Origin of the sequence: Rhizobium sophoriradicis (assembly GCF_003939025.1) — a bacterium.
GTDB classification, from domain to species: Bacteria; Pseudomonadota; Alphaproteobacteria; order Rhizobiales; family Rhizobiaceae; genus Rhizobium; species Rhizobium sophoriradicis.
Map to the genome: position 1 here is coordinate 363,909 of NZ_RQIH01000005.1, position 20,650 is coordinate 384,558.

Here is a 20,650-nt window from a genome sequence, read left to right on the forward strand (position 1 = left end):
ATTGGAAGCGATGGACGAGGGCTGTTGCAGATTGTCTGAAATTTTGCAGCGAGCGCATGATGAAGGTGTGCCCGGTCAGCGGCCGCTTTGACGTGTTCAATGAAAGTTCCGCCCGCGCGGCATGACCTCGGCGGTTTCCGCCGCACCGCCATGGCGTCCCGCCGCACTCATCCGTCTTTCCAATTCCGCCTTCTCCTGCGCAGTCGCAAATTTTCTCTGCCGTGGGTCGACCCCCGGCCTCAGCACCTCGTCCGCGCGCTCACAAGCGCCGAAACGCCGGGCCTCGCGTTGCAGGATGCCAAGCGCCGGCGTCATGTCCTCGATATGCTCGACGACCGTATGGATCACCCCGCTATGGCTTTGCAGCCTGCCGCGGATTTTCACCAGCCGGGCCCCCATGACGACTGCCCTATATTTGTCGAACATCTTGTTCCAGACGATCGCATTGGCAACGCCGGTTTCGTCCTCCAGCGTCATGAAGATCACGCCTTTGGCCGAACCCGGGCGCTGCCGCACCAGCACCAGACCGGCAATCGTCACTCTCTTCCCGTTGGGCACCGTCAGAAGATCGACATTGCGTGTGATGCCCGCCTTTCGCAATTCCTCCCGCAGAAACGAGACGGGATGCGCTTTCAGCGACAGCGAGAGATAACGATAATCCTCGATCACCTGCTCGCCCGGCAGCATATCCGGCAGCACCGCCGCGGGTTCGGGCTGAAGGTCGATATGACGGACCTGTTCGAAAAGAGGCAGCTCTTCGGCCGCACTCTTCACATCCAGTGCCCGCACAGCCCAAAGCGCTTCGCGGCGCGACAGATTGATGGATCGGAATGCATCCGCATCCGCCAGTCGCTCGATGACGGATTTCGGCAGACCGGATCGCAGCCAGAGATCGCGCACCGAACGATATCCTTGCCCTCGATTGTCGACGAGCCGTTTCATATCGTCTGACGAGAGACCTTTGATCTGCCGGAAACCCAGCCGCACCGCATGCCGGGTCTTGATGATCTCCCGCATCTGCCCATGCCGGAAATCGACAGCCTTTCGGTCGAAGGCAGCCTCTTCCAAAGTACAATCCCAGTCGGATTCATTGATGTCTACCGCTAGGATCCTAACCCCATGTTCGCGTGCATCCCGCACCAGCTGAGCCGGCGCGTAAAACCCCATCGGCTGGGAGTTCAGCATCGCCGCGCAGAAGACATCGGGATAATAGGCCTTGAGCCATGAAGAGGCATAGACGAGCAGCGCAAAGGATGCGGCATGGCTTTCCGGAAAGCCATATTCACCGAAACCTTTGATCTGATTGAAACATTGCTTTGCGAACTCGGGATCGTAATTCTTTGCGACCATTCCCTCGATGAAGCGCTTCTCGAAATCGCCGATCGTACCGGTCCGCTTGAATGTCGCCATCGCTCTGCGAAGCTTGTCGGCTTCTGCCGGCCTGAAGCCTGCAGCGGTGATTGCGATCTGCATCGCCTGCTCCTGAAACAGTGGGACGCCGAGGGTTCTTTCGAGGACCGCTTCCAGCTCCTTGCTTGGATATTTCACTGGAATGTTCCTGGCCCGCTGCTCCCGGCGTTTCAGATAGGGATGGACCATATCGCCCTGGATCGGTCCTGGCCGAACGATCGCCACCTCGATGACGAGGTCGTAGAATATCTTCGGCTTGAGGCGCGGCAGCATGCTCATCTGCGCCCGGCTCTCGATCTGGAAGACGCCAAGCGTATCGGCCCGGCCCATCATCTCATAAACCGGCTTGCCCTCGTCCCCATGCTCCCTGTTGCCGAGGTCTGCGAGCGTCTTCTTGACATCATAATGCAATTCAAGCAGCGAAAAGGCCTTCCGCAGACAGGTCAGCATGCCGAGCGCCAGCACATCCACTTTGAGGATCTTGACGTTGTCGAGATCGTCCTTATCCCATTCGATCATGTAGCGATCCGGCATCGCCGTCTTCATGATCGGCACGACCTCGTCGAGTCGGTCCCGCGTGATGACGAAGCCGCCGACATGCTGGGTGAGGTGGCGCGGAAAGCCGAGAAGCTCGGAGGCATATTGCAGCACGTTCTGGGTCAGTGGATCCTTGACGTCGAGACCGGCCGCCTTGGCATCCCGATCGGAGAGATTGTCCTCCGACCAACCCCAGACGAGGCTGCTGATCGCCGACTGAACATCCTCCGACAGGCCGAAGGCCTTGGCGACCTCACGGCCGGCAGAACGGGTGCGGTAGGTGGTCACTCCCGACGTCAGCCCGGCATGTTCGATGCCATATCGTCCGTAGATGAACTGGATGACTTCCTCACGCCGGTCATGCTCGAAATCGACGTCGATATCCGGCGGCTCGTCCCGGTCCATCGAAATGAAACGGTCGAAAAGCAGTGTGCTCTTCTGAGGGTCAACTTCCGTTATTTCAAGGCAATAGCAGATGACCGAATTTGCCGCCGATCCGCGTCCCTGGCACAACACCTTGAGGTCATAACGGGCGTGCTGGATGATCCTGTGAACCGTCAGGAAGTAGGAGGCGTAGTTCTTATCGCCGATGAGTTTCAGTTCATAATCGATCTGCTGCGCCACCTTGGGTGGCACACCCCCGGGATAGCGCCTTGCGGCTCCCGCCCTCGTCAGTCTCTCAAGGGTCTGCTGCGGCGTTTCGCCGGGATCGTTTTCAGGCGGATAATTGTGCTGCAGTTCCTTCAGCGAAAAGGTCAGTTTGCCGAAAAAGACCTGCGTATTTTCGACCGCATCGGGATAGTCCCCGAATATCCGCATCATTTCACGTGAATCCTTGAGGTAGCGCTCGGCATTCGGCGCCAGCAGGAATCCGGCTTGTGATATCTGCACATGCTCCCGGATCGCGATCACGACATCTGAAAGCGGCCGGCGTTCAGGATGATGGTAAAGCGGCTGGTTGGTCGCAATCAACGGCACGCGATTTCGGGCGGCAAGCATGGCAAGCACCGCAAACACCTGCCTGTCGCGACCGTCATAGGCCGGCGCCAGCACCATAAAAAAAGCCTTGCGGAAACGTCTGCGAAACCGTTCCAGATAATCCTCCAGCGCAGTCTGGCCCGCCTGGCTCTCGACAAGGGTACGATCGGCAACGAGGGCAAGCATCATCTCGTCCCCCCATTCCATGAGCTCCGCTTCGGTCAGGATGCAGGTTCCCTTGACCGCTTCCTCCTTCAGATTGCCAGCGCTGAGAAGGCGGCAGAGGTTTGCCCAGCCCCGCCGATTGCATGGGTAGGCGAGGATATCAGGCGTGTCGTCGGAAAAGACGAGACGGGCGCCCGGCTGTATCCGGATTGGATGGAAAATCCTTTCCTTTTTTCCGTTCTCCTCCGCTTGGGCCATGATCGCATCTCTGTTCTTGTATCTCTCCTCAAGCTGTTCCGCCTGGGCATGCGCACGCACGACGCCGGCAACCGAATTCCGGTCGGCAATTCCAAGACCGCCGAGTCGGAGATGAGCAGCCTGCAAGACCATCTCTTCCGGACTGGAGGCGCCTTCGAGGAACGAGAAATTCGTCTTCGCGCCGATCTCGAAAAATGCGCGCTCGCTCTTCATGCAAACACACCGTGCATGAACCAGCGGGGATCGAGTTCCCGGCCATAGAAACCTCGACGATAGATCCAGAAACGATGGCCGCTCTCGTCCTCGATGCGAAAATAATCGCGCGCCTCCGCGTCACTTCCGTCGATCCACCATTCCATGGCAATCCGCTCCGGACCTTCGCTTTTTGCCACTTGATGCTGCATACGCCGCCAGCGAAAGATTTGCGGCGGACCATCGGGCACTTCGGCGAGTACGGTCTCGACCGGCTCCGGCGTTGCAAAAAGCCGCAACGGGCGCTCTTGGCGGAAAGGAAGAGAAGCCTTCTGCTCGGCTTTCCTACGTCTTGAAAGATTGTCCATCGTCGGAACCGCGATGACGGCGCGTTCCGGCACATGGCTCTCGCGGAGTTGGAAACTTTGCAGACAATCCTCACCCAGCCGAGCGGAGACACGGTCGACGAAAGCCGAAAGGGAGATTTCTCCCTGACGATCGCCTTCGAAGTCAGCCTGCGCTTCGTTGAAGGGATCATGCCGCAACACATTCAGCCGCACGATCTCGAAACCATAACCGGCATCGAGATCGTCATAGACCGCCTGCAGGCGCTCGGAAAAAAGCCCGGCGATAAATTTCGGTTCGCGAAGCGGTTGCGAAGCGCCGACGGAAATACGGAAGACCCTGCCGTCGACGCGGAAGAGCACCAATTCGAACACCCGCCCGCCGGCGCCTCGTGCCTCCAGCGACGGCTGCAGCGACACGGCGACCTGCCTGGTGACGGCAAGGATCTGTTCTTCAGTTCCGATTGGCTCGATCAGGCGGCTTTCGGCCGAAAGGCTGGCGACCGGACGACGGGGCGAAACCGCTTCCTCTTCATGTCCCAGCGCCTGGTCGAGACGCAGCAGCAATTCCGGCCCGAACCGGCGGGTCAGCGGTGCCCGCGGCGCATTGATGATGTCGCCGATATATTTCAGACCGAGCTTCTTCAGCGCATCGACGGTTTGCCCCTGCAGCCGCAAAGCTGCGATCGGCAAGGACATCAGCACTTGCTCCGTCTCCTCATCCTCGATCACGCCGCTTTGCCCGAAACGCGACACCGCCCAGGAAAGACCCGGCGACGATGAGATCGCGCCGCGCGCATCGATCCCCATGTGAAACAGCCGCGACAGAACATCCTTGAGAAGCGCCTTTTCGCCGCCGAAAAGATGCGTGCAGCCGGTAATGTCGAGAAACAGGCCGTCCCTGCCGTCGAACGCCACCAAAGGCGTATACCGGTCGCACCAGTCGGCAATTGCCTCCAGCAGCCGGCGGTCGGCCGCCGGATCCTCTTCCACCACATCGAGCGTCGGATACATGGCGCGCGCTTCGGCCACGCCCTGTTCCTTCTTCAGCCCCAGCCGCTCGGCCAATTCGTCCAGTGCCGTCAACCGCATGGCATTGTTGAGCTTGCCCGAACAGACGATGGACGGCGCCTCAGGACGCCCTTTCGAACGCCAGGAGGGCCCCCATCGCCTGCGGGCGATACGATCGGTTGGCAGATGCGGGAAGCTGAGCGCCAGAATGCGCTGACTGTTCGCCTGGAGGACGAAGGAGGTTTGGTTCGGAGACAGGGAAAAATTCGCGTTCATGGGGGTTCCACTCCAGGAGAAAGGAGAGCGGGGCCGGATTGCGGCTCTTCTCCAGCGTGAGACGGAAAACCGGATTGCCGATACTGCCGGCAAGCTTCGATCCATCCGGCAACGGCCGCAGACCAGACGGTGCCGGTTCGACATGCAGGCGCAAGGCCGCACTGCTAGCCTCCTCCGCTCCTGCCTGCCGCAGAAGAAAGAGCGGACGACGGGCAGCATGCGCCCTGAGACTGAGCCTGCGGCTTTCGGTCAGGCCGAAATGCGCAGGGTTGCCCCGCACTTCGAGGATGACGGCCGAGAAAGCAGCGCTTTCCACCGCTGCCTCCGCGAGCCAGAGCGCTTCGTCCAGCTTGCGCGGCGCGGCATGGAGATATCGTTCCGGACTCAACCCGAAATCCCGAAGCCCGGGAGCATAGGGACGGCCGGCCTCCAACGTGCCGACGGCATCGCCGATCCAGAGCAACGGCATAAGCCTGCCGGCATCTGATTCCTGTTTCTGCAGCCGCGCGGCAACAGCCATCGCCAGCCCGCTTGCCGCGCCCGCATCGCGAGACAGCGCGGAGCGGAATTCGGTAATCCCATCGAGGGGCAGGCCGCCTTCCAGCGCCCTATCGACAAACTCCACCCCAAACGGCAAGGGGGGCAGAATGCGCTCCTGGCGGGTCTTGCGTCCTTGCGCCAAGGCTTCCTGCTCCGCGGCCGCAAGCGCCGGCGCGGGCTTTCCCTCCAACTTAGCGATGGTTTCGCGGAGCGCAAAAAGCCGCTCGCGCGCCAGGGCGTTCTGCGCCATGGCGTTTCTCCGATCCGTCTTGTTCCTGTTATGTTCTTATGGATTCCAGAGAGCGGAAGAAGAGTCAACAACCATTTTCTATGAATTTATTCCTGCCTTTGATTCCGCACTCGAAAATCGGCGATAAAGGTTCTATATGGGCCCGCAAAGGAAGGAACATTCATGGCCCGCATAGACCAGAGCGATGATTGGCGGGACCGCCATGCGCCGACGATCAGCACTTTCGAGTCGCTGGCCATGGAGGCCTATAGCCATCTGCCCGATGAATTCCGTCAGCTGACGACCAACCTCACGATCGAGATCGAGGATTTCCCCGATGACGACGTTTTCGAGGACATGGCGCTGGAAACCCCTTTCGACCTGCTCGGCCTTTTCGAGGGCAGGGGCATTTCCGAACGTTTCACGGTGGAAACCGGCGAGATGCCAAACCGCATCCGCCTCTACCGGCGCCCCATTCTCGATTACTGGGCGGAGAATGACGAGACGCTCGGCGATATCATCACCCACGTCCTGATCCACGAGATCGGCCACCATTTCGGGCTGAGCGACGATGATATGGAGCGGATCGAGGCCAGCGCCGAGGAAGCCGCGGAGCGTTAGGCGTCTATCCTGGAATTAAGTCTTACTGCTCGGAGAGTTTCATCTCCGGATCGTAATCCTTGCCTTCGACAGTCTTGACGACGGCCTGGCCGCACTGCATCGCGCCGGTTGCGGCATTGAAGGCATAGGTCGGCGAACCCTCCAGCGACCAGCCCTTGTTGAGGGCGGCGGTGACCTTGTGGCAGAACGAGGCGTCGTCGGGACCGGTCAGGAAGCGGTAGAGTTTCATCAGGCGGGCTTTCTTGCAGATATCAGGCGAGCTTTATGAACCAGAGCCTCGGCCTGGACAAGATGCAGCCGTTCGATCATTCGCCCGTTGGCGTTGATGACATTGAGGCCCCTGGCGTCAGGATCGGCAAAAGCTGATATGACCGCCTCGGCTTCCGCAATCTCCTCCGCACTCGGCCCGAAATGCCGGTTGGCGGGCTCGATCTGCGAGGGATGGATCAGCATCTTGCCGGCAAAACCCATGGCGCGGCCCTGGCCGCATTCGGCGTCGAAGCCTTCGGCATCCTTGAAATCATTGAAGACGCTGTCGATCGCATCGAGCCCATAGGCCCTGACCGCAAGGACGACCTGCATCAGCCACGGCACGAGATAGCTCCGTCCCGGCTGGGGAAGCACGCCCGTTTCCTTGCGCAGGTCATTAAGCCCGACGACGAGACAATCGAGCCTTGCACCCGGCGTGCGGCCGGCTCCGGCGATCGCTCCGACATTCAGCACGCCGCGCGGTGTCTCGATCATCGCCCAGATGCGCAGCGCCTCCGGCGCCTCCGCATCGGCAAGCAGATCGCTGATGTCAGTCACATCGCCAGGTTCGTCCACCTTCGGCAGGAGAACGGCGTCGGGCAAAAGCGCCTTGACCAGATCGAGATCCGCCGCCCCGAATTCGGATGACAAAGAATTGATGCGGATGATCCTCTCCTTGCCCTCAAGCGGCGGCCCGGCAAAAAAGCCGCGTAGATTTTCCCGCGCCTGCCCCTTCTTCTCGGGCGAGACGGAATCCTCCAGGTCGAAAATAACCGCATCGCAATCAAGGGAATGGCTCTTTTCAAGCGCCCGGAGATTGATGGCGGGCACGCTCAGCACCGAGCGGCGCAGATGCAGGGAACGGAGAGGTATGGTTCGGCTCATCACTCATTAGTGCCAAGCTTCGCAAAGCCCGGCAAGACAACAAAAAGCCATGCTTGCCTTGCAGAGAGAAAAAAGAAGGACCACATTCCTTTCTGTAGAAAGGTATCAAACCCATGCAGAACATTCGCTCCATCTTCTTCATGCTTGCCGGCGCCACCGTTTTTGTCGCCATGCTGCTTCTCACCTTTTCGGTGACGCTTGCCGTCGGCGGCATCCTGACCGTGCTCATGGTCGGCCGCGCCCTTTCGATGAAGATGAAGCCCGCTCCGGTCCGCGCCAAGGCAAATAATGGCCAACGCGAAATGCGCATCTGGAATGACGGCCGCGGCACGATCATCGACCTCTGAACTGCTTTCCAGAAAAAACTGACCGACACTGTCGGATCATGCTTCCATGATACGTCTTTGAAGCAGCCAGGCATTCCGCCGGCGCTCAGAAACGATGGAGGACGAGCATGGATACGACGACGGAAAACAATCCGGTTAAAATGCCGCCGGTCAAGAATGGCCTGCTGCCCTATCTGACGGTCGATGGCGCGGTGAAGGCCGCGGAATTCTACATGAAGGCCTTCGGCGCCGAGGAGGCCCATAGGGTGCCGGTCGACGAGAGCGGCCGGACGATGCATATTCATCTCTATATCAACGGCAGCTCCCTCATGCTGGCCGATGCCTATCCCGAATACGGCCATCCCTTCAAAGGTCATGAAGGCTTCGCCATCCAGCTGGTCATCGACGATATCGATTTCTGGTGGGAGCGCGCGGTTGCGGCCGGCGCCGAGGTCGTCATGCCTATCGAACTGATGTTCTGGGGCGACCGCTACGGCCAGCTTCGCGATCCGTTCGGCGTCCTCTGGGGCCTGAACGCCCCGACCAAGTAAGAACGCGCGCACCCTGACGGCCGCGCGAAACGCCGCGTGGCCGCCACTTTCGAAAGATTCTCCTTCATTTCGGCGAAAAACTGGACTAGATGCAAATTCAGGAAAGTACGTTTGCTGAAATGGAGCATGGTCATGGATAAATTCGTCAAGCTGACGGGCGTTGCAGCGCCCTTGCCGGTCGTCAACATCGACACCGACATGATCATTCCGAAGGACTATCTGAAGACCATCAAGCGCACCGGTCTCGGCACCGGCCTCTTCGCCGAGGCCCGTTACAACGAAGACGGTTCCGAAAATCCCGATTTTGTCCTGAACAAGCCGGCCTATCGCGATGCCAAGATCCTGGTCGCCGGTGACAATTTCGGCTGCGGTTCCTCGCGCGAACACGCTCCCTGGGCGCTGCTCGATTTCGGCATCCGCTGCGTGATCTCCACCAGCTTCGCCGACATTTTCTACAATAACTGCTTCAAGAACGGCATCCTGCCGATCAAGGTCAGCCAGGAAAACCTCGATAAGTTGATGGACGACGCCTCGCGCGGCTCCAACGCCATCCTGACCGTCGACCTGGAAAACCTCGAAATCACCGGCCCCGACGGCGGTTCGATCAAATTCGATCTCGACGAGTTCAAGCGCCACTGCCTGCTGAACGGCCTCGACGATATCGGCCTGACGCTGGAAAAGGGCAAGGCGATCGACGAATTCGAAAAGAAGAACGCTTCTGCCCATCCCTGGGCCGCTTAAAGCCCGAACGAATGACGATCGATCAAGCCGGGCCTTTGCCCGGCTTTTTCTTTTCTAAAGCATGCCGCGCAACTGTGCAGCGGTTTTGCGGCAACGACATGCTTCAACAAAGAACTTTAAGCGCAAGGAGGCGAATCCGAAAGAACGCGACGCGCTTTAGAGATCAGAGAAACCGCTCTTTCCAGAGCCTCAGCTTTTCCAGCGACACGCCGATGCCGCCGCAGACTTCGATTAGTGGATTGTCGAAGCGCGCCAGCAGCCCGGCATGGACATCGGCAACGGCAAGGGCGGCACCGCAGGCCGGCTCGACCAGGATGCGCCGCGCATCGGCAAATTTCAGGCAGGCGGCAACGGCATCGGCATCGCTGACGAGAACGCTTTCGATCGGATGCTGTTTCGGCAGGTCGAAGACATGCTGGGCGACCTGCCGCGCGCCGAGCGATGTGGCGATCGAGGTGATGGCAGGCAGGATAATGCGCTCATTTGCCTTGAGGCTTTCATGCAGCGAAGCCGCCCCTTCGGTTTCCACGGCAATCACAGGCACGTCGGGAAGCCCGTTTCGCTTCAGCCCTCCACAATGCCGGCAAGCAGCCCGCCGCCGCCGACGCTGGTGACGACGCAGTCAAATTTTGCGCCCTTCGCCACCACTTCGTCGACCAGCGTCGCATGGCCATCCCACAAAAGCGGATGGTCGAAAGGATGCACATAACTCGCCTTGCGGCTCCGGGCGCGTTCGACCGCGTGGGCATTGGCCTCGTCGAAAACGGCTCCGTGCACGAGGACACTGGCGCCGGTTGCCGCAATCGTCTGCCGGACGTCGGCCGCCGTCGTCTCCGGCACGACGATCGTGACCGGCACGCCGAGCGCGCGGCCGGCATAGGCTGCGGCAATACCGGCATTGCCGCCGGAAGCACAGAAGATCTCGCGCGCGCCATTTTCCACCTCGTGCTGGCAAAGCCGGCCGACGCCGCGTAGCTTGAAGCTACCGGAGGGCTGCAGTGCGTCGAGCTTCAGCCAGAGCGGCTTGCCGCTGGCGCTGAAATCAGCGGCTGTTCGAGCCAGCGGCGTGTCGAGATGGAGAGGCGCTGAAGGCATGGAAACATTCCGGAAATATCTGCTGGAGCCTTCCGTTCTATTCCAGTTGGAGGCGTCGGAGCAACTATCGGCGCTGAGAGCGAAGCGTACCGATTCACCCTTTCTCTCGCTTGAAATGCCCATTTCCGGGGTCTAAGAAGCCGCAGCTTGTTTTTCCAGGAGGGCTCCATGACAGCGCGCAATCTTTTCCTGCTGCCGGGTGACGGCATCGGTCCCGAGGCCATGGGCGAGGTCCGCAAGATCATCGCCTATATGAACGAGGCAATGAATGCCGGTTTCGTCACCGACGAAGGCCTTGTCGGCGGCTCCGCCTATGATGCCCATGGCGCGGCGATCTCGGAAGACGACATGCAGAAGGCGCTTGCCGCCGATGCCGTTCTGTTCGGCGCCGTTGGCGGCCCGAAATGGGATAGCGTGCCCTATGAAGTGCGCCCGGAAGCCGGCCTGCTTCGCCTGCGCAAGGATCTGCAGCTTTTCGCCAACCTGCGTCCCGCCATCTGCTATCCGGCCCTTGCCTCGGCCTCCTCGCTGAAGCCGGAACTGGTCGAAGGCCTCGATATCCTGATCATCCGCGAGCTGACCGGCGGCGTCTATTTCGGCGAGCCGAAGGAAATCATCGATCTCGGCAATGGCCAGAAGCGCGGCATCGACACGCAGGTCTACGATACCTACGAGATCGAACGCATCGCCGGCGTCGCCTTCGAAATGGCCCGTACGCGTCAGAACCGCGTCTGCTCCATGGAAAAGCGCAACGTCATGAAGTCGGGCGTGCTCTGGAACCAGGTGGTCACCGAGACGCACAAGGCGAAATATTCCGACGTTCAGCTCGAACATATGCTCGCCGATGCCGGCGGCATGCAGCTGGTGCGCCAGCCGAAGCAGTTCGACGTCATCGTCACCGACAATCTCTTCGGCGACATGCTCTCCGACGTCGCTGCCATGCTGACCGGCTCGCTCGGCATGCTGCCCTCGGCCTCGCTCGGCGCGCCGGACGGCAAGACCGGCAAGCGCAAGGCGCTCTACGAGCCGGTGCACGGCTCTGCCCCTGATATCGCCGGCAAGGGCATCGCCAACCCGATCGCCATGATCGCCTCCTTCGCCATGTGCCTGCGTTACTCCTTCAACATGGTGAAGGAGGCCGACGATCTGGAAAAGGCGATTGCCAACGTGCTCGACAAGGGCATCCGCACCGGCGACATCATGGCCGATGGCGCAAGGCAGGTCGGCACCGTCGAGATGGGCGATGCGATCCTTGCCGAGTTCAAGGCGCTTTCCGCCTGATATATTTCACGTGAAACAGTTTCCCGCCCTTCGCATTACGCATGCGGAGGGCTTTTTTCATGGATGAACAATCCGCGGTTCAGTCGAATTAGCCAAAACGGGCTATCCTTGGCCATAATCTCGTGTATTTTTGCGCCGGATTTCACGAGCGCATACTCAGCCGTCGTATGAATTTCCGGTTTATGCGCCACAAAGTGATAGAGCGCCTGTCGGACGCGCCGCGCTCGAAGGCTATTTTGAACGGACGACTAAATGCGGGCATTTTGGACTTCCCTGGACAGGCGCTGGCGCCGGAGCGACGCTGCCATGCCGCCTTTGCGCTGGCAGGCCTGCCTCTTCATCACGATCAACGCCGTGATCCTTTCCATGCTGCTCTTCGATGCGCCGATAGGCGCCAGCGAGCCTCCTGAATCGGTGAAGCAGCTTGGCGAGCTCCTGACCGGTTTCGGCGATTCCGCCTGGCTAATCATTACCAGTATCCTGCTCTTCTTCCAGGGCAGGGCGGGCTACAAGCTCTTGAAGACGGCGCGAGCCAGGGCGCAGGCACTCTATGTCAGCTGGATCGGCGCCTATCTCTTCACCACGGTCGTTTTCTCAGGGCTCCTCGCCAATCTTTTGAAGCGGGCGATCGGAAGGGCTCGTCCCGATCACTTCCACGACTACGGCATGTTTTCTTTCACGCCCTTTTCGGGCCATTCCGCTTTCGAAAGCTTTCCTTCCGGCCATTCCACCACGGTCGGCGCCTTCTTTGCGGCCTTCGCGCTTCTGTTTCCGCGCTACCGCGTTGCCTTCATCGCCTGCGCCATCTGGCTCGGCATGACGCGTGTCATGGTCGGCGCCCATTATCCGAGTGATGTCATCGCCGGCCTTGCCTTCGGCGCCTGGTTCTCGCTGCTGATGGCGATCGTCTTTGCCCGCTGCGGTTTGCTCTTCAAACTGGCGCCGGACGGCTGGCCGCTCGCCAAGCGCCTGTTCCCTGACATGGAAAAGCCCGGCGCCTTGTGAGCGCCGGGCCGGTTTCTAGAGCTTCTGAGACGCGAGTGCGTCATCAATCCATCGCGTGGATGTCCCTGTTCTTCGTTTCCGGCAGGAAGATCAGGCCGATCACCAGCGTGATCGCCGCAAAAACGATCGGATACCAGAGACCGTAGTAGATATCGCCCGCAGCAGCGCTCATCGCGAAGGCGGTTGCCGGCAGCAGGCCGCCGAACCAGCCGTTGCCGATGTGATAAGGCAGCGACATGCCGGTATAGCGGATGCGGGTCGGGAACAGCTCGACCAGAAGTGCAGCGATCGGGCCGTAGACCATCGTCACATAGAGGACGAGGACGAACAGGATCGCAACCGTGCCGACCCAGTTGACGCGGGCAGGATCGGCGGTCATGGCGAAATTGCCGCCATTGGCGATGGTATAAACCGCCATGTCGGTGACGCCATTGGCCTCATCGGCCGTCAGCAGCTTGCCTTCGACCAGCTTGGCCGCCGGCATGGTTTCCTTGGCGCCGGCGCGGATAGCTTCGGCATTGAGCGCCAGTTCCGGATTGGCGGCGATGAAGGCATCGAGCTTGGCATCCGGCACCTTGGCGACACCGCGTTTCAGCGGATAGCCGGCATCGTGAAGCGCGATGTTGACGCTCTTTTCGAAGGCGGCAGTCATGCCCTTCGCCTTGTCGCCGGCGGCAGCGGCGTCAAAGCTCGGAACCGTCGCGTTACCAACCTTCACCGTCGCCGGCTGCCCGGCAGGGCCTGCAACGACGTCATAAGGCACCGAGTTCTTCGTCAGGAACGCCGTCGCCACGTCGCAGGAGCTGGTGAATTTCGCCGTGCCCGTCGGGTTGAACTGGAACTTGCAGTCCGCCGGGTCGGCCGTGACCGTCGCGCGGATCGAGGCCTGCGCTTCGGCAAGTGCCGGGTTTGCTGTCCAGGTCATCGCCTTGAATAGCGGATTATAGGTCACCGCGGCGATGAGAAGACCGGCCATGATGATCGGCTTGCGGCCAATCTTGTCCGAGAGCGCGCCGAAGATGACGAAGAACGGCGTTCCAAGCAGAAGCGAGATCGCAACCATGATGTTGGCCGATTGCAGATCCACCTTCAGCACGTTCTGCAGGAAGAACAGTGCATAGAACTGACCGCCGTACCAGACGACCGCCTGGCCCATGGTGGCACCGAGAAGCGCGATGATCGCGATCTTGGCGTTGCGCCATTGGCCGAAAGCTTCGGTCAGAGGCGCCTTGGAGCCTTTGCCTTCCGCCTTCATGCGCTGGAATGCGGGCGACTCGTTCATCTTCAGACGAATCCAGACGGAAATGCCGAGCAGGACGACTGAGACCAGGAACGGAATGCGCCAGCCCCAGGCGGCGAATTGAACCGGACCCATGATGGACTGAACCAGAATGATGACGATCAGCGACAGGAACAGGCCGAGCGTTGCCGTCGTCTGGATCCACGAGGTGAAATAGCCGCGGCGCCCGTTCGGCGCATGTTCGGCGACATAGGTTGCCGCACCGCCATATTCACCGCCAAGCGCCAATCCCTGCAGCAGGCGCAGGCCGATCAGGATGATCGGAGCTGCGATGCCGATCGTGGCCGCACCCGGCAGGATGCCGACGAGGAAGGTCGACAGACCCATGATCATGATCGTCACGAGGAAGGTGTATTTGCGGCCGACGAGATCGCCGAGACGGCCGAATACCAGCGCGCCGAAGGGACGCACCAAGAAGCCGGCGGCAAAGGCGAGTAGCGTGAAGATGTTGCGCGTCGCCTCGGGATATTGGGTGAAGTAGGTCGCGCCGATATAGGTGGCGAGCGAGCCGTAAAGATAGAAATCATACCATTCGAAAACGGTGCCGAGCGAAGAAGCGAAGATGACCTTCTTCTCCTCGCCCGTCATCGGACCGGCCTTCGCGCCGTCGATGCTTGCGACATTTGCCATTGTCTGTCCTCCACAGAGTGATGAGCAACGCGCGCGGCCTACTCTCCTCAAGCATACCCCTGGCCGCGACACGCCTGACGGGAGTGTGCCAGAAACGGCGGATCAAAAAGAGGGATGCTTTGGGATTATGACTTTAGTCTAACAGCGGGGGAGCTCTGTCGCGTGCATCGCGCGCTCCGCTGGAAGGAAATTTCGCTGCGGTTTGCGGCGGACGCCACCTCAGATCGTGCCCGACGCCCTCCTCCGCGTGCTCATGCGCGTCCGTGGATATACCTAGACGGCTGGATCGAACCAGAACGGTCCGTTCCCAGGCGGTCCTTACGACAGCACTCCTTCCGTCTGGCAGCCGCCCGCGCAAAAACCTTGACTCCTGTGGAAAACCTTTTAAGAGCGACAGCGGAAAAGGAATCTCCATGGTTCGAGACGAACACGCCATTGCCGGATGCAATGACCGGGCACGGGTTGCCGGGGTGGATATTGCCGTTCCGGTTTCTGCCAAAACCAAGGCCAAAACGACGACGAAAACCGTCTGACGTCTCTGGCCTGCCGCTCTCTCCCCGGCTCGGCTGGGGACAGGAAGACGCGATCCGTCGCGCCTTTCCCCTCACCGGACAAGAGGAGAGAAGAGAAAGAGAGCTTGAGAAATGGGTTTCAAAGTAGCAGTCGCGGGAGCGACCGGAAATGTCGGCCGGGAGATGCTCAACATCCTCTCCGAACGAGGCTTCCCCGCCGATGAGGTCGTGGCGCTCGCCTCGGCGCGTTCGCAGGGCACCGAGGTGTCCTATGGTGACCGGACATTGAAGGTCTCCAATCTGGAGAACTACGATTTCTCCGACACCGACATCTGCCTGATGTCGGCCGGCGGCGAGGTTTCCAAGAAGTTTTCCCCGAAGATCGGCCAGCAGGGCTGCGTCGTCATCGACAATTCCTCGGCCTGGCGCTACGACGCCGACGTGCCGCTGATCGTGCCGGAAGTGAACCCGGATGCCGTCAGCCAGTTCACCAAGCGCAACATCATCGCCAATCCGAACTGCTCGACCGCCCAGCTGGTGGTGGCGCTGAAGCCGCTGCATGACTTCGCCAAGATCAAGCGCGTTGTCGTCTCGACCTACCAGTCCGTCTCCGGCGCCGGCAAGGACGGCATGGACGAACTCTTCAACCAGACACGCGCCGTCTTCGTCGCCGACCCGATCGAGAACAAGAAGTTCACCAAGCGCATCGCCTTCAACGTCATCCCGCACATCGATAGCTTCATGGAAGATGGCTATACCAAGGAAGAGTGGAAGGTGCTGGCCGAGACGAAGAAGATGCTCGATCCGAAGATCAAGGTGACCTGCACCGCCGTGCGCGTACCTGTTTTCATCGGCCATTCGGAATCGGTCAACATCGAGTTCGAAAACGAGATCACCGCCGACCAGGCCCGCGACATCCTGCGCGATGCGCCGGGCTGCCTCGTCATCGACAAGCGCGAGAACGGCGGCTACATCACGCCCTATGAATCCGCCGGCGAAGATGCGACCTACATCTCGCGCATCCGCGAGGACGCGACGGTTGAAAACGGCCTTAATATGTGGGTAGTCTCCGACAACCTGCGCAAGGGCGCGGCTCTGAACGCGATCCAGATCGCCGAGCTGCTCGTCAATCGCGGCCTGGTCAAGCCGCGCAAGCAGGCCGCCTGACACCATTTGTAAACCATAAGATGTTAAAGCCCTGCTCGGTGAGCGGGGCTTTTTCAAGCAATACAGCTGTATAAGCGTTCGCTAAAAGGTGATCGTGACAAAATCGCGGGTGACTGGCATTCTCTTGCCCGCCTAAAAACTATGCAGATCGAGAGCGGGGTTTCTCAATGCGCATGACAAAGTTGTTTCTGGCGGCCGCTGCGGTAATGGGCGTCCTCCATACGGTACCGGCGTTCGCGCAAGGAGCGCAATGCGGCAATACCAGCGCCGGCTTCGATGCCTGGGTTGCCGATTTCAAACAGACGGCAGCGGCCAACGGCGTCAGCCAATCGGTGCTCAGCCGCGCCTTCGCCAATGTCAACTATAACAAGCCGACGATCGCCGCCGACCGCGGCCAGAAAAGCTTCAAGCTCTCCTTCGACGCCTTCATGCAGAAGCGCGGGGGAGCCGCCATCATCTCCCGTGGCCGCAGCATGAAGGCCGCCAACCAGGCCCTTTTTGCATCGCTTGAGCGTCGCTTCGGCGTTCCCGCCGGCCCGCTGATCGCCATCTGGGGCATGGAGACCGGTTTTGGCAGCTATATGGGCAATCAGCATACGCTGTCGGCTGTTTCGACCCTTGCCTATGACTGCCGTCGTTCGGAATATTTCACCGACCAGCTCTATGCCGCGCTCCAGCTCGTCTCCGAAGGTTATCTGAGCCCGCAGGCAAAGGGTGCCGCCCATGGTGAAATCGGCCAGACGCAGTTCCTGCCGAGGAACGTCGTGCGGTTCGGCGCCGATGGCGACGGCGACGGCCGTGTCGACATGGTCGCCTCCCGCGCCGATGCGCTGGCCTCGACCGCCAATTTTCTCAAGGGTCACGGCTGGCGCGCCGGCGCCGGTTATCAGCCGGGAGAGCCGAATTTCGCTGCCATCCAGGGCTGGAACGCCGCCAGCGTCTATCAGCAGGCGATTGCCTATATCGGCCAGCAGATCGACGGCGGCAGATAAGCCTTCAGAGACAATGATCCCGCGAAACGCCGCTGCAATATGCGGCGTTTTTCATAGGCGCGCATCGAAACCACCGCCGGAGGCTGCCTTGCGGCGCTCCTCCTGCGGCGGAGCCGGCACGACCGGCCCGGAAACGACGCAGTTGCGGCCGGACGCCTTGGCGGCGTAAAGCGCCAGATCTGCGCGTTTGACAAGATCCTCGAAGTTCCGGCTTGCGCCGTCGTTTGCCCGGCCGGCGCATCCGAAACTCGCCGTGACCTTGAGCAGCTCGCCGCTCGGTAACGGGATTTCCGCCATCTCGATCGCCAGCCGCACCCGCTCTGCAACGATTGCAGCGTCGTCTGGCGTCGAATCGGGTAGAAGCGCCAGGAACTCCTCGCCGCCGTGACGCACCAGCAGATCGAAAGAACGGAAATTCTCGCGCGCGACACCCGCGACATGGCGAAGCACGGCGTCGCCCGCGTCATGACCATAGATATCGTTGATCCTCTTGAAATGATCGAGATCGAACAGCACGACGGATATCCAGCGCGATCCGTGTTCGGCCTGGGTCAGAAGCGCGGATGCCGCGACCTCGAAGCCGCGCCTGTTATACAGGCCGGTCAAGAGGTCGGTCTGGGCGGCGTTGCGCAACTCCGCCACCAGCGCCTCGCGGTCCAGCGTCAGCCGGTCGATCAGGCGCAGACCCCGTGCCGCAAGCACCATCACCAACGTGGCGAGGATGAGCAGACCAGCACACAGCGCGAGAATCCGCGTCAAATGCAGGTGCGAACGCGTCGAAAAGTTCTCGCCGGTGTCGTGAATATCTCTGGCGGCCTCGATCATCTTCTGCTGCAGGAAACTCATTCGTTCGTTCTGCGCCGCGGCCCAGACGTCACGTACTGCGCGCGTCGGCCGCGATCCGGCGAGGATCGCATCGGTGATGGCATTCGCCTTCACCTGACTGCTGCGACCGAGATAGCCGACGATATCGCGCTCGATCGACTTTTCGGAGTGGAAGACCATGTGATCCATGCCCTCGCCGATCATCACCTTTCCCTGCACGAACAGCTCCACCGGAAATCTAGCGGAGGGGCCGCGGTCGAGGTAACGCGTGCCAATCCCGGTGATCAGCCTTTCGCCATAGTAGGTCAGCATGATGCCCATCAGCTGGTTGGATTTCTCGAGCAGCACCGGGTCGCTGATCAGCGGCGAGAGCGCATCGACGACGGCAAGCTGCTTGAGGGCCGCGTACCAGTAGATGGAACCGGGATCGCTGCCGGCATAACGGCCCTGGTCGACGGCGCTTCGGGCGGCGATGATGCGGCTATAGGCGAGGCCGAGAGTCGACAATTCGTCCACGAGCTCTTCATCGAGCACATCGCGGGAAGGCAGGCTGGCGTAAAAAGCCCGGCGTTCGTCATCGAGCGTCGCCCGGCTTCGCTGCATGTCCATCGCAGTCTTGCTGCTGGGATGAGCGAGATAGTGGCGCGTGGCACCGATTTCACTCAGGATCTCAGTGGCGGCGATTGACCCGCCGCGGGCAAGCACGTCGGCGAACTGCCGGTCTTTCTCGAGGTTCCTGTATTGCGTCAGGGAAGTCCGGATGACGACGACGCCTTCAATGAGCATGAAGACGAAGGGCAGCATGATGGCCGCCAGGATAACCTTTTTGATGGTCTCGAATTTCATCGCCAATCGCCACGGTCATCAAAAACGTCGGTCGCGCGACCACTGACAGAAGCTTAACGGAAATTCTTAAAAAACTGATAAAGCGGCAGGTCCCTAGATCTCGGGACGAATGAAGTCGCGTGTCTCGGCATCCATAACCCAGAGTTCGCCGGTCGAAATATCGAACCACGCGCCGTGGAGATGCAATTTCCCTGCCTCCTCGAGCGTCCTGATCTCGGGAAAGGTTCTGAGATTGTCGATCGAATTGCGGATCGAAACGCGCTCCAGCGCCGTCTGCCGCTCGGCTGCCGTCATCACGTCATTGCTCTGGATCTGCTCGGCTGCCGGTTTGACCAGCGACATCCAGCGACCGATGAAATCGCCCGGCGACAGCGGCTCGACGTTCGGATCGAGTGCTGCACGGATGCCGCCGCAGCGGCCATGGCCCATCACGACGATATCCGAGACCTTCAGCGCCTGCACGGCAAATTCCAGTGCGGCCGATGTCGAATGGAAATGCCCATCCGGCTCGTAGGGCGGCACCATATTGGCGACGTTGCGGATAACGAAAAGCTCGCCTGGGCCGGCATCGAAGATCAGCTCGGGAGCTGCGCGTGAATCCGAACAGGCAATGACCAGCGTACTCGGGCTCTGGCCGTTTTCGGCCAGCTGCCGATATCGGTCGCGGGCGTCGGCATAACGCCCGTTCATAAAGTTGCGATAGCCGTCCAGAAGGGTGTTTGGAAAACGCTGCATTCTTCTGGATTAGCGCGCGCCGAAGACAAGATCAACTGCTGCACCGCAAAATGAGCACACTGGCAGACGCATCATTTTTTCCGCCGCTGCGCCGGATGCACGAGCCGGCGCATCTGCACCATCGCCATCGGCCTCGAAAGGCTTGACGCGTCGCTTGCCAGCATCAACTCGTTGCTGCCGCGCTTGACGGCACGCGCCAGCACTTCGAAAACGCTGGCGGTGGCAAGCTGCAACGCCTTTTCATCCTCAAGACCGGATAGCAGGCGCGACAAGAAAACCGCGGCGAGCAGGTCGCCGAGACCGTTCGGCGGGTTCTCGACGACGCGGTGCTCGGCAAGAAGCGCGTGACGGCCGGAAAGATAGAGATTGCCGGTACCACCCGCCATCATCGGCACCGCCGAGGTGACGAGCATACGCGACGGCCCGAGCGCCAGCGCCGCCTCCATGATCGCGCTGTTGTCGTCAAGCGCTGCTCCCGACAGCCAGGCGAGCTCGTAGCGGTTCGGCGTCGCCAGCGAGGCGAGCGGGATGAGATCGTCACGAATGGCCTCGGCCGTTGCTTCCGGCACGTAGAGGCCGCCGAGGTCGCCCATCACGGGATCGCAGACATAGAGCAGTTCGGGATTGTTCTGGCGCAGTGCAGCGATCAGCCGGGCGACGGAGCGCGCCTGGGCGGCATTGCCGAAATAGCCCGAAAGCACCGCGCGGACTTCACCGATCCAGGGCGCACGGATCAAATCGTCGATCGCCGCGTCGAAATCGGCTTCCGCAAATGTCAGCCGCGTCGAACGGCCATGGCCGGGATGCCAGGGCAGGATGATGGTCGGCAGCGCCCAGACCGGATGGCCGAGCGTCTCCAGTGCGAAGACCGCCGCTCGATTTCCGACCGAGCCGCGCACGACATGGCTGGAGATGACGATGACTGCGCCCGCTGCATTTTCCGACATGG

18 protein-coding genes and 1 pseudogene are annotated in these 20,650 nt (G+C 60.6%); 9 read left to right on the plus strand and 10 right to left on the minus strand.

Annotation, left to right across the window (positions count from 1 at the left end):
* Positions 1 to 96: 96 nt before the first annotated feature.
* From EFR00_RS10790 to EFR00_RS33505, 3 genes are read right to left on the minus strand one after another with little or no spacing between them, the layout of a single operon-like run.
* Positions 97 to 3,561, minus strand: coding sequence for an error-prone DNA polymerase (locus EFR00_RS10790; RefSeq protein ID WP_077992398.1), 3,465 nt, complete (start codon positions 3,559 to 3,561; stop codon positions 97 to 99).
* Positions 3,558 to 5,105 (minus strand): Y-family DNA polymerase, encoded by a 1,548-nt coding sequence (locus EFR00_RS10795; protein WP_280950800.1) that lies wholly within the window; start codon positions 5,103 to 5,105, stop codon positions 3,558 to 3,560. Before EFR00_RS10795 ends, EFR00_RS10790 begins: the two co-directional genes overlap by 4 nt.
* Positions 5,017 to 5,961: an ImuA family protein gene (locus EFR00_RS33505; protein ID WP_009996764.1), complete on the minus strand. Its 945-nt coding sequence runs from the start codon at positions 5,959 to 5,961 to the stop codon at positions 5,017 to 5,019. Before EFR00_RS33505 ends, EFR00_RS10795 begins: the two co-directional genes overlap by 89 nt.
* Positions 5,962 to 6,123: 162 nt before the next feature.
* Between EFR00_RS33505 and EFR00_RS10800 the strand changes: the two genes are divergently transcribed.
* Positions 6,124 to 6,561, plus strand: coding sequence for a metallopeptidase family protein (locus EFR00_RS10800; RefSeq protein WP_008528622.1), 438 nt, complete (start codon positions 6,124 to 6,126; stop codon positions 6,559 to 6,561).
* Positions 6,562 to 6,583: 22 nt separating this feature from the next.
* Here EFR00_RS10800 and EFR00_RS10805 read toward each other — a convergent pair whose 3' ends face one another.
* On the minus strand, positions 6,584 to 6,790 hold the full coding sequence (locus EFR00_RS10805) for a DUF1737 domain-containing protein (RefSeq protein ID WP_009996762.1): 207 nt from the start codon (positions 6,788 to 6,790) through the stop codon (positions 6,584 to 6,586).
* Positions 6,790 to 7,695 (minus strand): HpcH/HpaI aldolase/citrate lyase family protein, encoded by a 906-nt coding sequence (locus EFR00_RS10810; protein WP_077992401.1) that lies wholly within the window; start codon positions 7,693 to 7,695, stop codon positions 6,790 to 6,792. The genes EFR00_RS10805 and EFR00_RS10810 overlap by 1 nt, the downstream gene beginning before the upstream one ends.
* 113 nt (positions 7,696 to 7,808) lie before the next feature.
* On the opposite strand from EFR00_RS10810, the gene EFR00_RS10815 reads away from it, so the two are divergent.
* The 3 genes from EFR00_RS10815 to leuD all read left to right on the plus strand — a co-directional run bounded on the left by EFR00_RS10815 (position 7,809) and on the right by leuD (position 9,313).
* The gene (locus tag EFR00_RS10815; protein ID WP_010028885.1) at positions 7,809 to 8,042 is read left to right on the plus strand and encodes a hypothetical protein; all 234 of its coding nucleotides are present in this window, start codon (positions 7,809 to 7,811) and stop codon (positions 8,040 to 8,042) included.
* Between the two features lie 107 nt (positions 8,043 to 8,149).
* On the plus strand, positions 8,150 to 8,572 hold the full coding sequence (locus EFR00_RS10820) for a VOC family protein (protein WP_009987234.1): 423 nt from the start codon (positions 8,150 to 8,152) through the stop codon (positions 8,570 to 8,572).
* Positions 8,573 to 8,704: 132 nt separating this feature from the next.
* Positions 8,705 to 9,313: a 3-isopropylmalate dehydratase small subunit gene (gene leuD, locus EFR00_RS10825; protein ID WP_038692803.1), complete on the plus strand. Its 609-nt coding sequence runs from the start codon at positions 8,705 to 8,707 to the stop codon at positions 9,311 to 9,313.
* A 163-nt stretch (positions 9,314 to 9,476) separates the two neighbouring features.
* Here the strand turns inward: leuD and EFR00_RS10830 are convergent.
* A pseudogene (locus EFR00_RS10830) lies at positions 9,477 to 10,408 on the minus strand (pyridoxal-phosphate dependent enzyme).
* Between the two features lie 168 nt (positions 10,409 to 10,576).
* On the opposite strand from EFR00_RS10830, the gene leuB reads away from it, so the two are divergent.
* Both leuB and lpxE read left to right on the plus strand, forming a co-directional pair.
* On the plus strand, positions 10,577 to 11,689 hold the full coding sequence (leuB, locus tag EFR00_RS10835) for a 3-isopropylmalate dehydrogenase (RefSeq protein WP_038692060.1): 1,113 nt from the start codon (positions 10,577 to 10,579) through the stop codon (positions 11,687 to 11,689).
* 252 nt (positions 11,690 to 11,941) lie between these two features.
* The gene (lpxE, locus tag EFR00_RS10840) at positions 11,942 to 12,694 is read left to right on the plus strand and encodes a lipid A 1-phosphatase LpxE (protein WP_179363785.1); all 753 of its coding nucleotides are present in this window, start codon (positions 11,942 to 11,944) and stop codon (positions 12,692 to 12,694) included.
* Between the two features lie 43 nt (positions 12,695 to 12,737).
* Here the strand turns inward: lpxE and EFR00_RS10845 are convergent, their stop codons facing one another.
* Positions 12,738 to 14,624: an MFS transporter gene (locus EFR00_RS10845; protein ID WP_077992405.1), complete on the minus strand. Its 1,887-nt coding sequence runs from the start codon at positions 14,622 to 14,624 to the stop codon at positions 12,738 to 12,740.
* A 281-nt stretch (positions 14,625 to 14,905) separates the two neighbouring features.
* Between EFR00_RS10845 and EFR00_RS33510 the strand changes: the two genes are divergently transcribed.
* The 3 genes from EFR00_RS33510 to EFR00_RS10860 all read left to right on the plus strand — a co-directional run bounded on the left by EFR00_RS33510 (position 14,906) and on the right by EFR00_RS10860 (position 17,295).
* Positions 14,906 to 15,157: a hypothetical protein gene (locus EFR00_RS33510; protein ID WP_077992472.1), complete on the plus strand. Its 252-nt coding sequence runs from the start codon at positions 14,906 to 14,908 to the stop codon at positions 15,155 to 15,157.
* 111 nt (positions 15,158 to 15,268) lie between these two features.
* Entirely contained in the window at positions 15,269 to 16,303 is a 1,035-nt protein-coding gene (locus EFR00_RS10855; RefSeq protein WP_038692066.1) for an aspartate-semialdehyde dehydrogenase, read from the plus strand.
* Positions 16,304 to 16,470: 167 nt separating this feature from the next.
* Positions 16,471 to 17,295 carry a lytic murein transglycosylase gene (locus tag EFR00_RS10860; RefSeq protein ID WP_038692068.1) on the plus strand — a complete coding sequence of 275 codons (825 nt, stop codon included), beginning with the start codon at positions 16,471 to 16,473 and terminating at the stop codon, positions 17,293 to 17,295.
* Positions 17,296 to 17,346: 51 nt separating this feature from the next.
* On the opposite strand, the gene EFR00_RS10865 is transcribed toward EFR00_RS10860, so the two are convergent.
* From EFR00_RS10865 to pdxY, 3 genes are all read right to left on the minus strand, one after another.
* A complete protein-coding gene (locus EFR00_RS10865; protein WP_077992406.1) occupies positions 17,347 to 18,966 on the minus strand; it encodes a GGDEF domain-containing protein in 1,620 nt (539 codons plus the stop codon).
* A 93-nt stretch (positions 18,967 to 19,059) separates the two neighbouring features.
* A complete protein-coding gene (locus EFR00_RS10870) occupies positions 19,060 to 19,701 on the minus strand; it encodes a carbonic anhydrase (protein ID WP_077992409.1) in 642 nt (213 codons plus the stop codon).
* A gap of 71 nt (positions 19,702 to 19,772) precedes the next feature.
* Positions 19,773 to 20,648, minus strand: a complete 876-nt coding sequence (pdxY, locus tag EFR00_RS10875; RefSeq protein WP_039622907.1) for a pyridoxal kinase PdxY — start codon at positions 20,646 to 20,648, stop codon at positions 19,773 to 19,775.
* Positions 20,649 to 20,650: the final 2 nt, after the last annotated feature.

Excerpts from the sequence above, each read along its gene's own strand:
- EFR00_RS10865 (WP_077992406.1), bottom strand. The coding sequence starts at position 18,966 with ATGAAATTCGAGACCATCAAAAAGGTTATCCTGGCGGCCATCATGCTG.
- leuD (WP_038692803.1), top strand. The coding sequence starts at position 8,705 with ATGGATAAATTCGTCAAGCTGACGGGCGTTGCAGCGCCCTTGCCGGTC.
- EFR00_RS10800 (WP_008528622.1), top strand. The coding sequence starts at position 6,124 with ATGGCCCGCATAGACCAGAGCGATGATTGGCGGGACCGCCATGCGCCG.
- EFR00_RS10870 (WP_077992409.1), bottom strand. The coding sequence starts at position 19,701 with ATGCAGCGTTTTCCAAACACCCTTCTGGACGGCTATCGCAACTTTATG.
- EFR00_RS10845 (WP_077992405.1), bottom strand. The coding sequence starts at position 14,624 with ATGGCAAATGTCGCAAGCATCGACGGCGCGAAGGCCGGTCCGATGACG.
- EFR00_RS10855 (WP_038692066.1), top strand. The coding sequence starts at position 15,269 with ATGGGTTTCAAAGTAGCAGTCGCGGGAGCGACCGGAAATGTCGGCCGG.
- leuB (WP_038692060.1), top strand. The coding sequence starts at position 10,577 with ATGACAGCGCGCAATCTTTTCCTGCTGCCGGGTGACGGCATCGGTCCC.
- EFR00_RS10790 (WP_077992398.1), bottom strand. The coding sequence starts at position 3,561 with ATGAAGAGCGAGCGCGCATTTTTCGAGATCGGCGCGAAGACGAATTTC.
- EFR00_RS10860 (WP_038692068.1), top strand. The coding sequence starts at position 16,471 with ATGCGCATGACAAAGTTGTTTCTGGCGGCCGCTGCGGTAATGGGCGTC.
- pdxY (WP_039622907.1), bottom strand. The coding sequence starts at position 20,648 with ATGTCGGAAAATGCAGCGGGCGCAGTCATCGTCATCTCCAGCCATGTC.
- EFR00_RS10820 (WP_009987234.1), top strand. The coding sequence starts at position 8,150 with ATGGATACGACGACGGAAAACAATCCGGTTAAAATGCCGCCGGTCAAG.
- lpxE (WP_179363785.1), top strand. The coding sequence starts at position 11,942 with ATGCGGGCATTTTGGACTTCCCTGGACAGGCGCTGGCGCCGGAGCGAC.
- EFR00_RS33505 (WP_009996764.1), bottom strand. The coding sequence starts at position 5,961 with ATGGCGCAGAACGCCCTGGCGCGCGAGCGGCTTTTTGCGCTCCGCGAA.
- EFR00_RS10805 (WP_009996762.1), bottom strand. The coding sequence starts at position 6,790 with ATGAAACTCTACCGCTTCCTGACCGGTCCCGACGACGCCTCGTTCTGC.
- EFR00_RS10815 (WP_010028885.1), top strand. The coding sequence starts at position 7,809 with ATGCAGAACATTCGCTCCATCTTCTTCATGCTTGCCGGCGCCACCGTT.
- EFR00_RS10810 (WP_077992401.1), bottom strand. The coding sequence starts at position 7,695 with ATGAGCCGAACCATACCTCTCCGTTCCCTGCATCTGCGCCGCTCGGTG.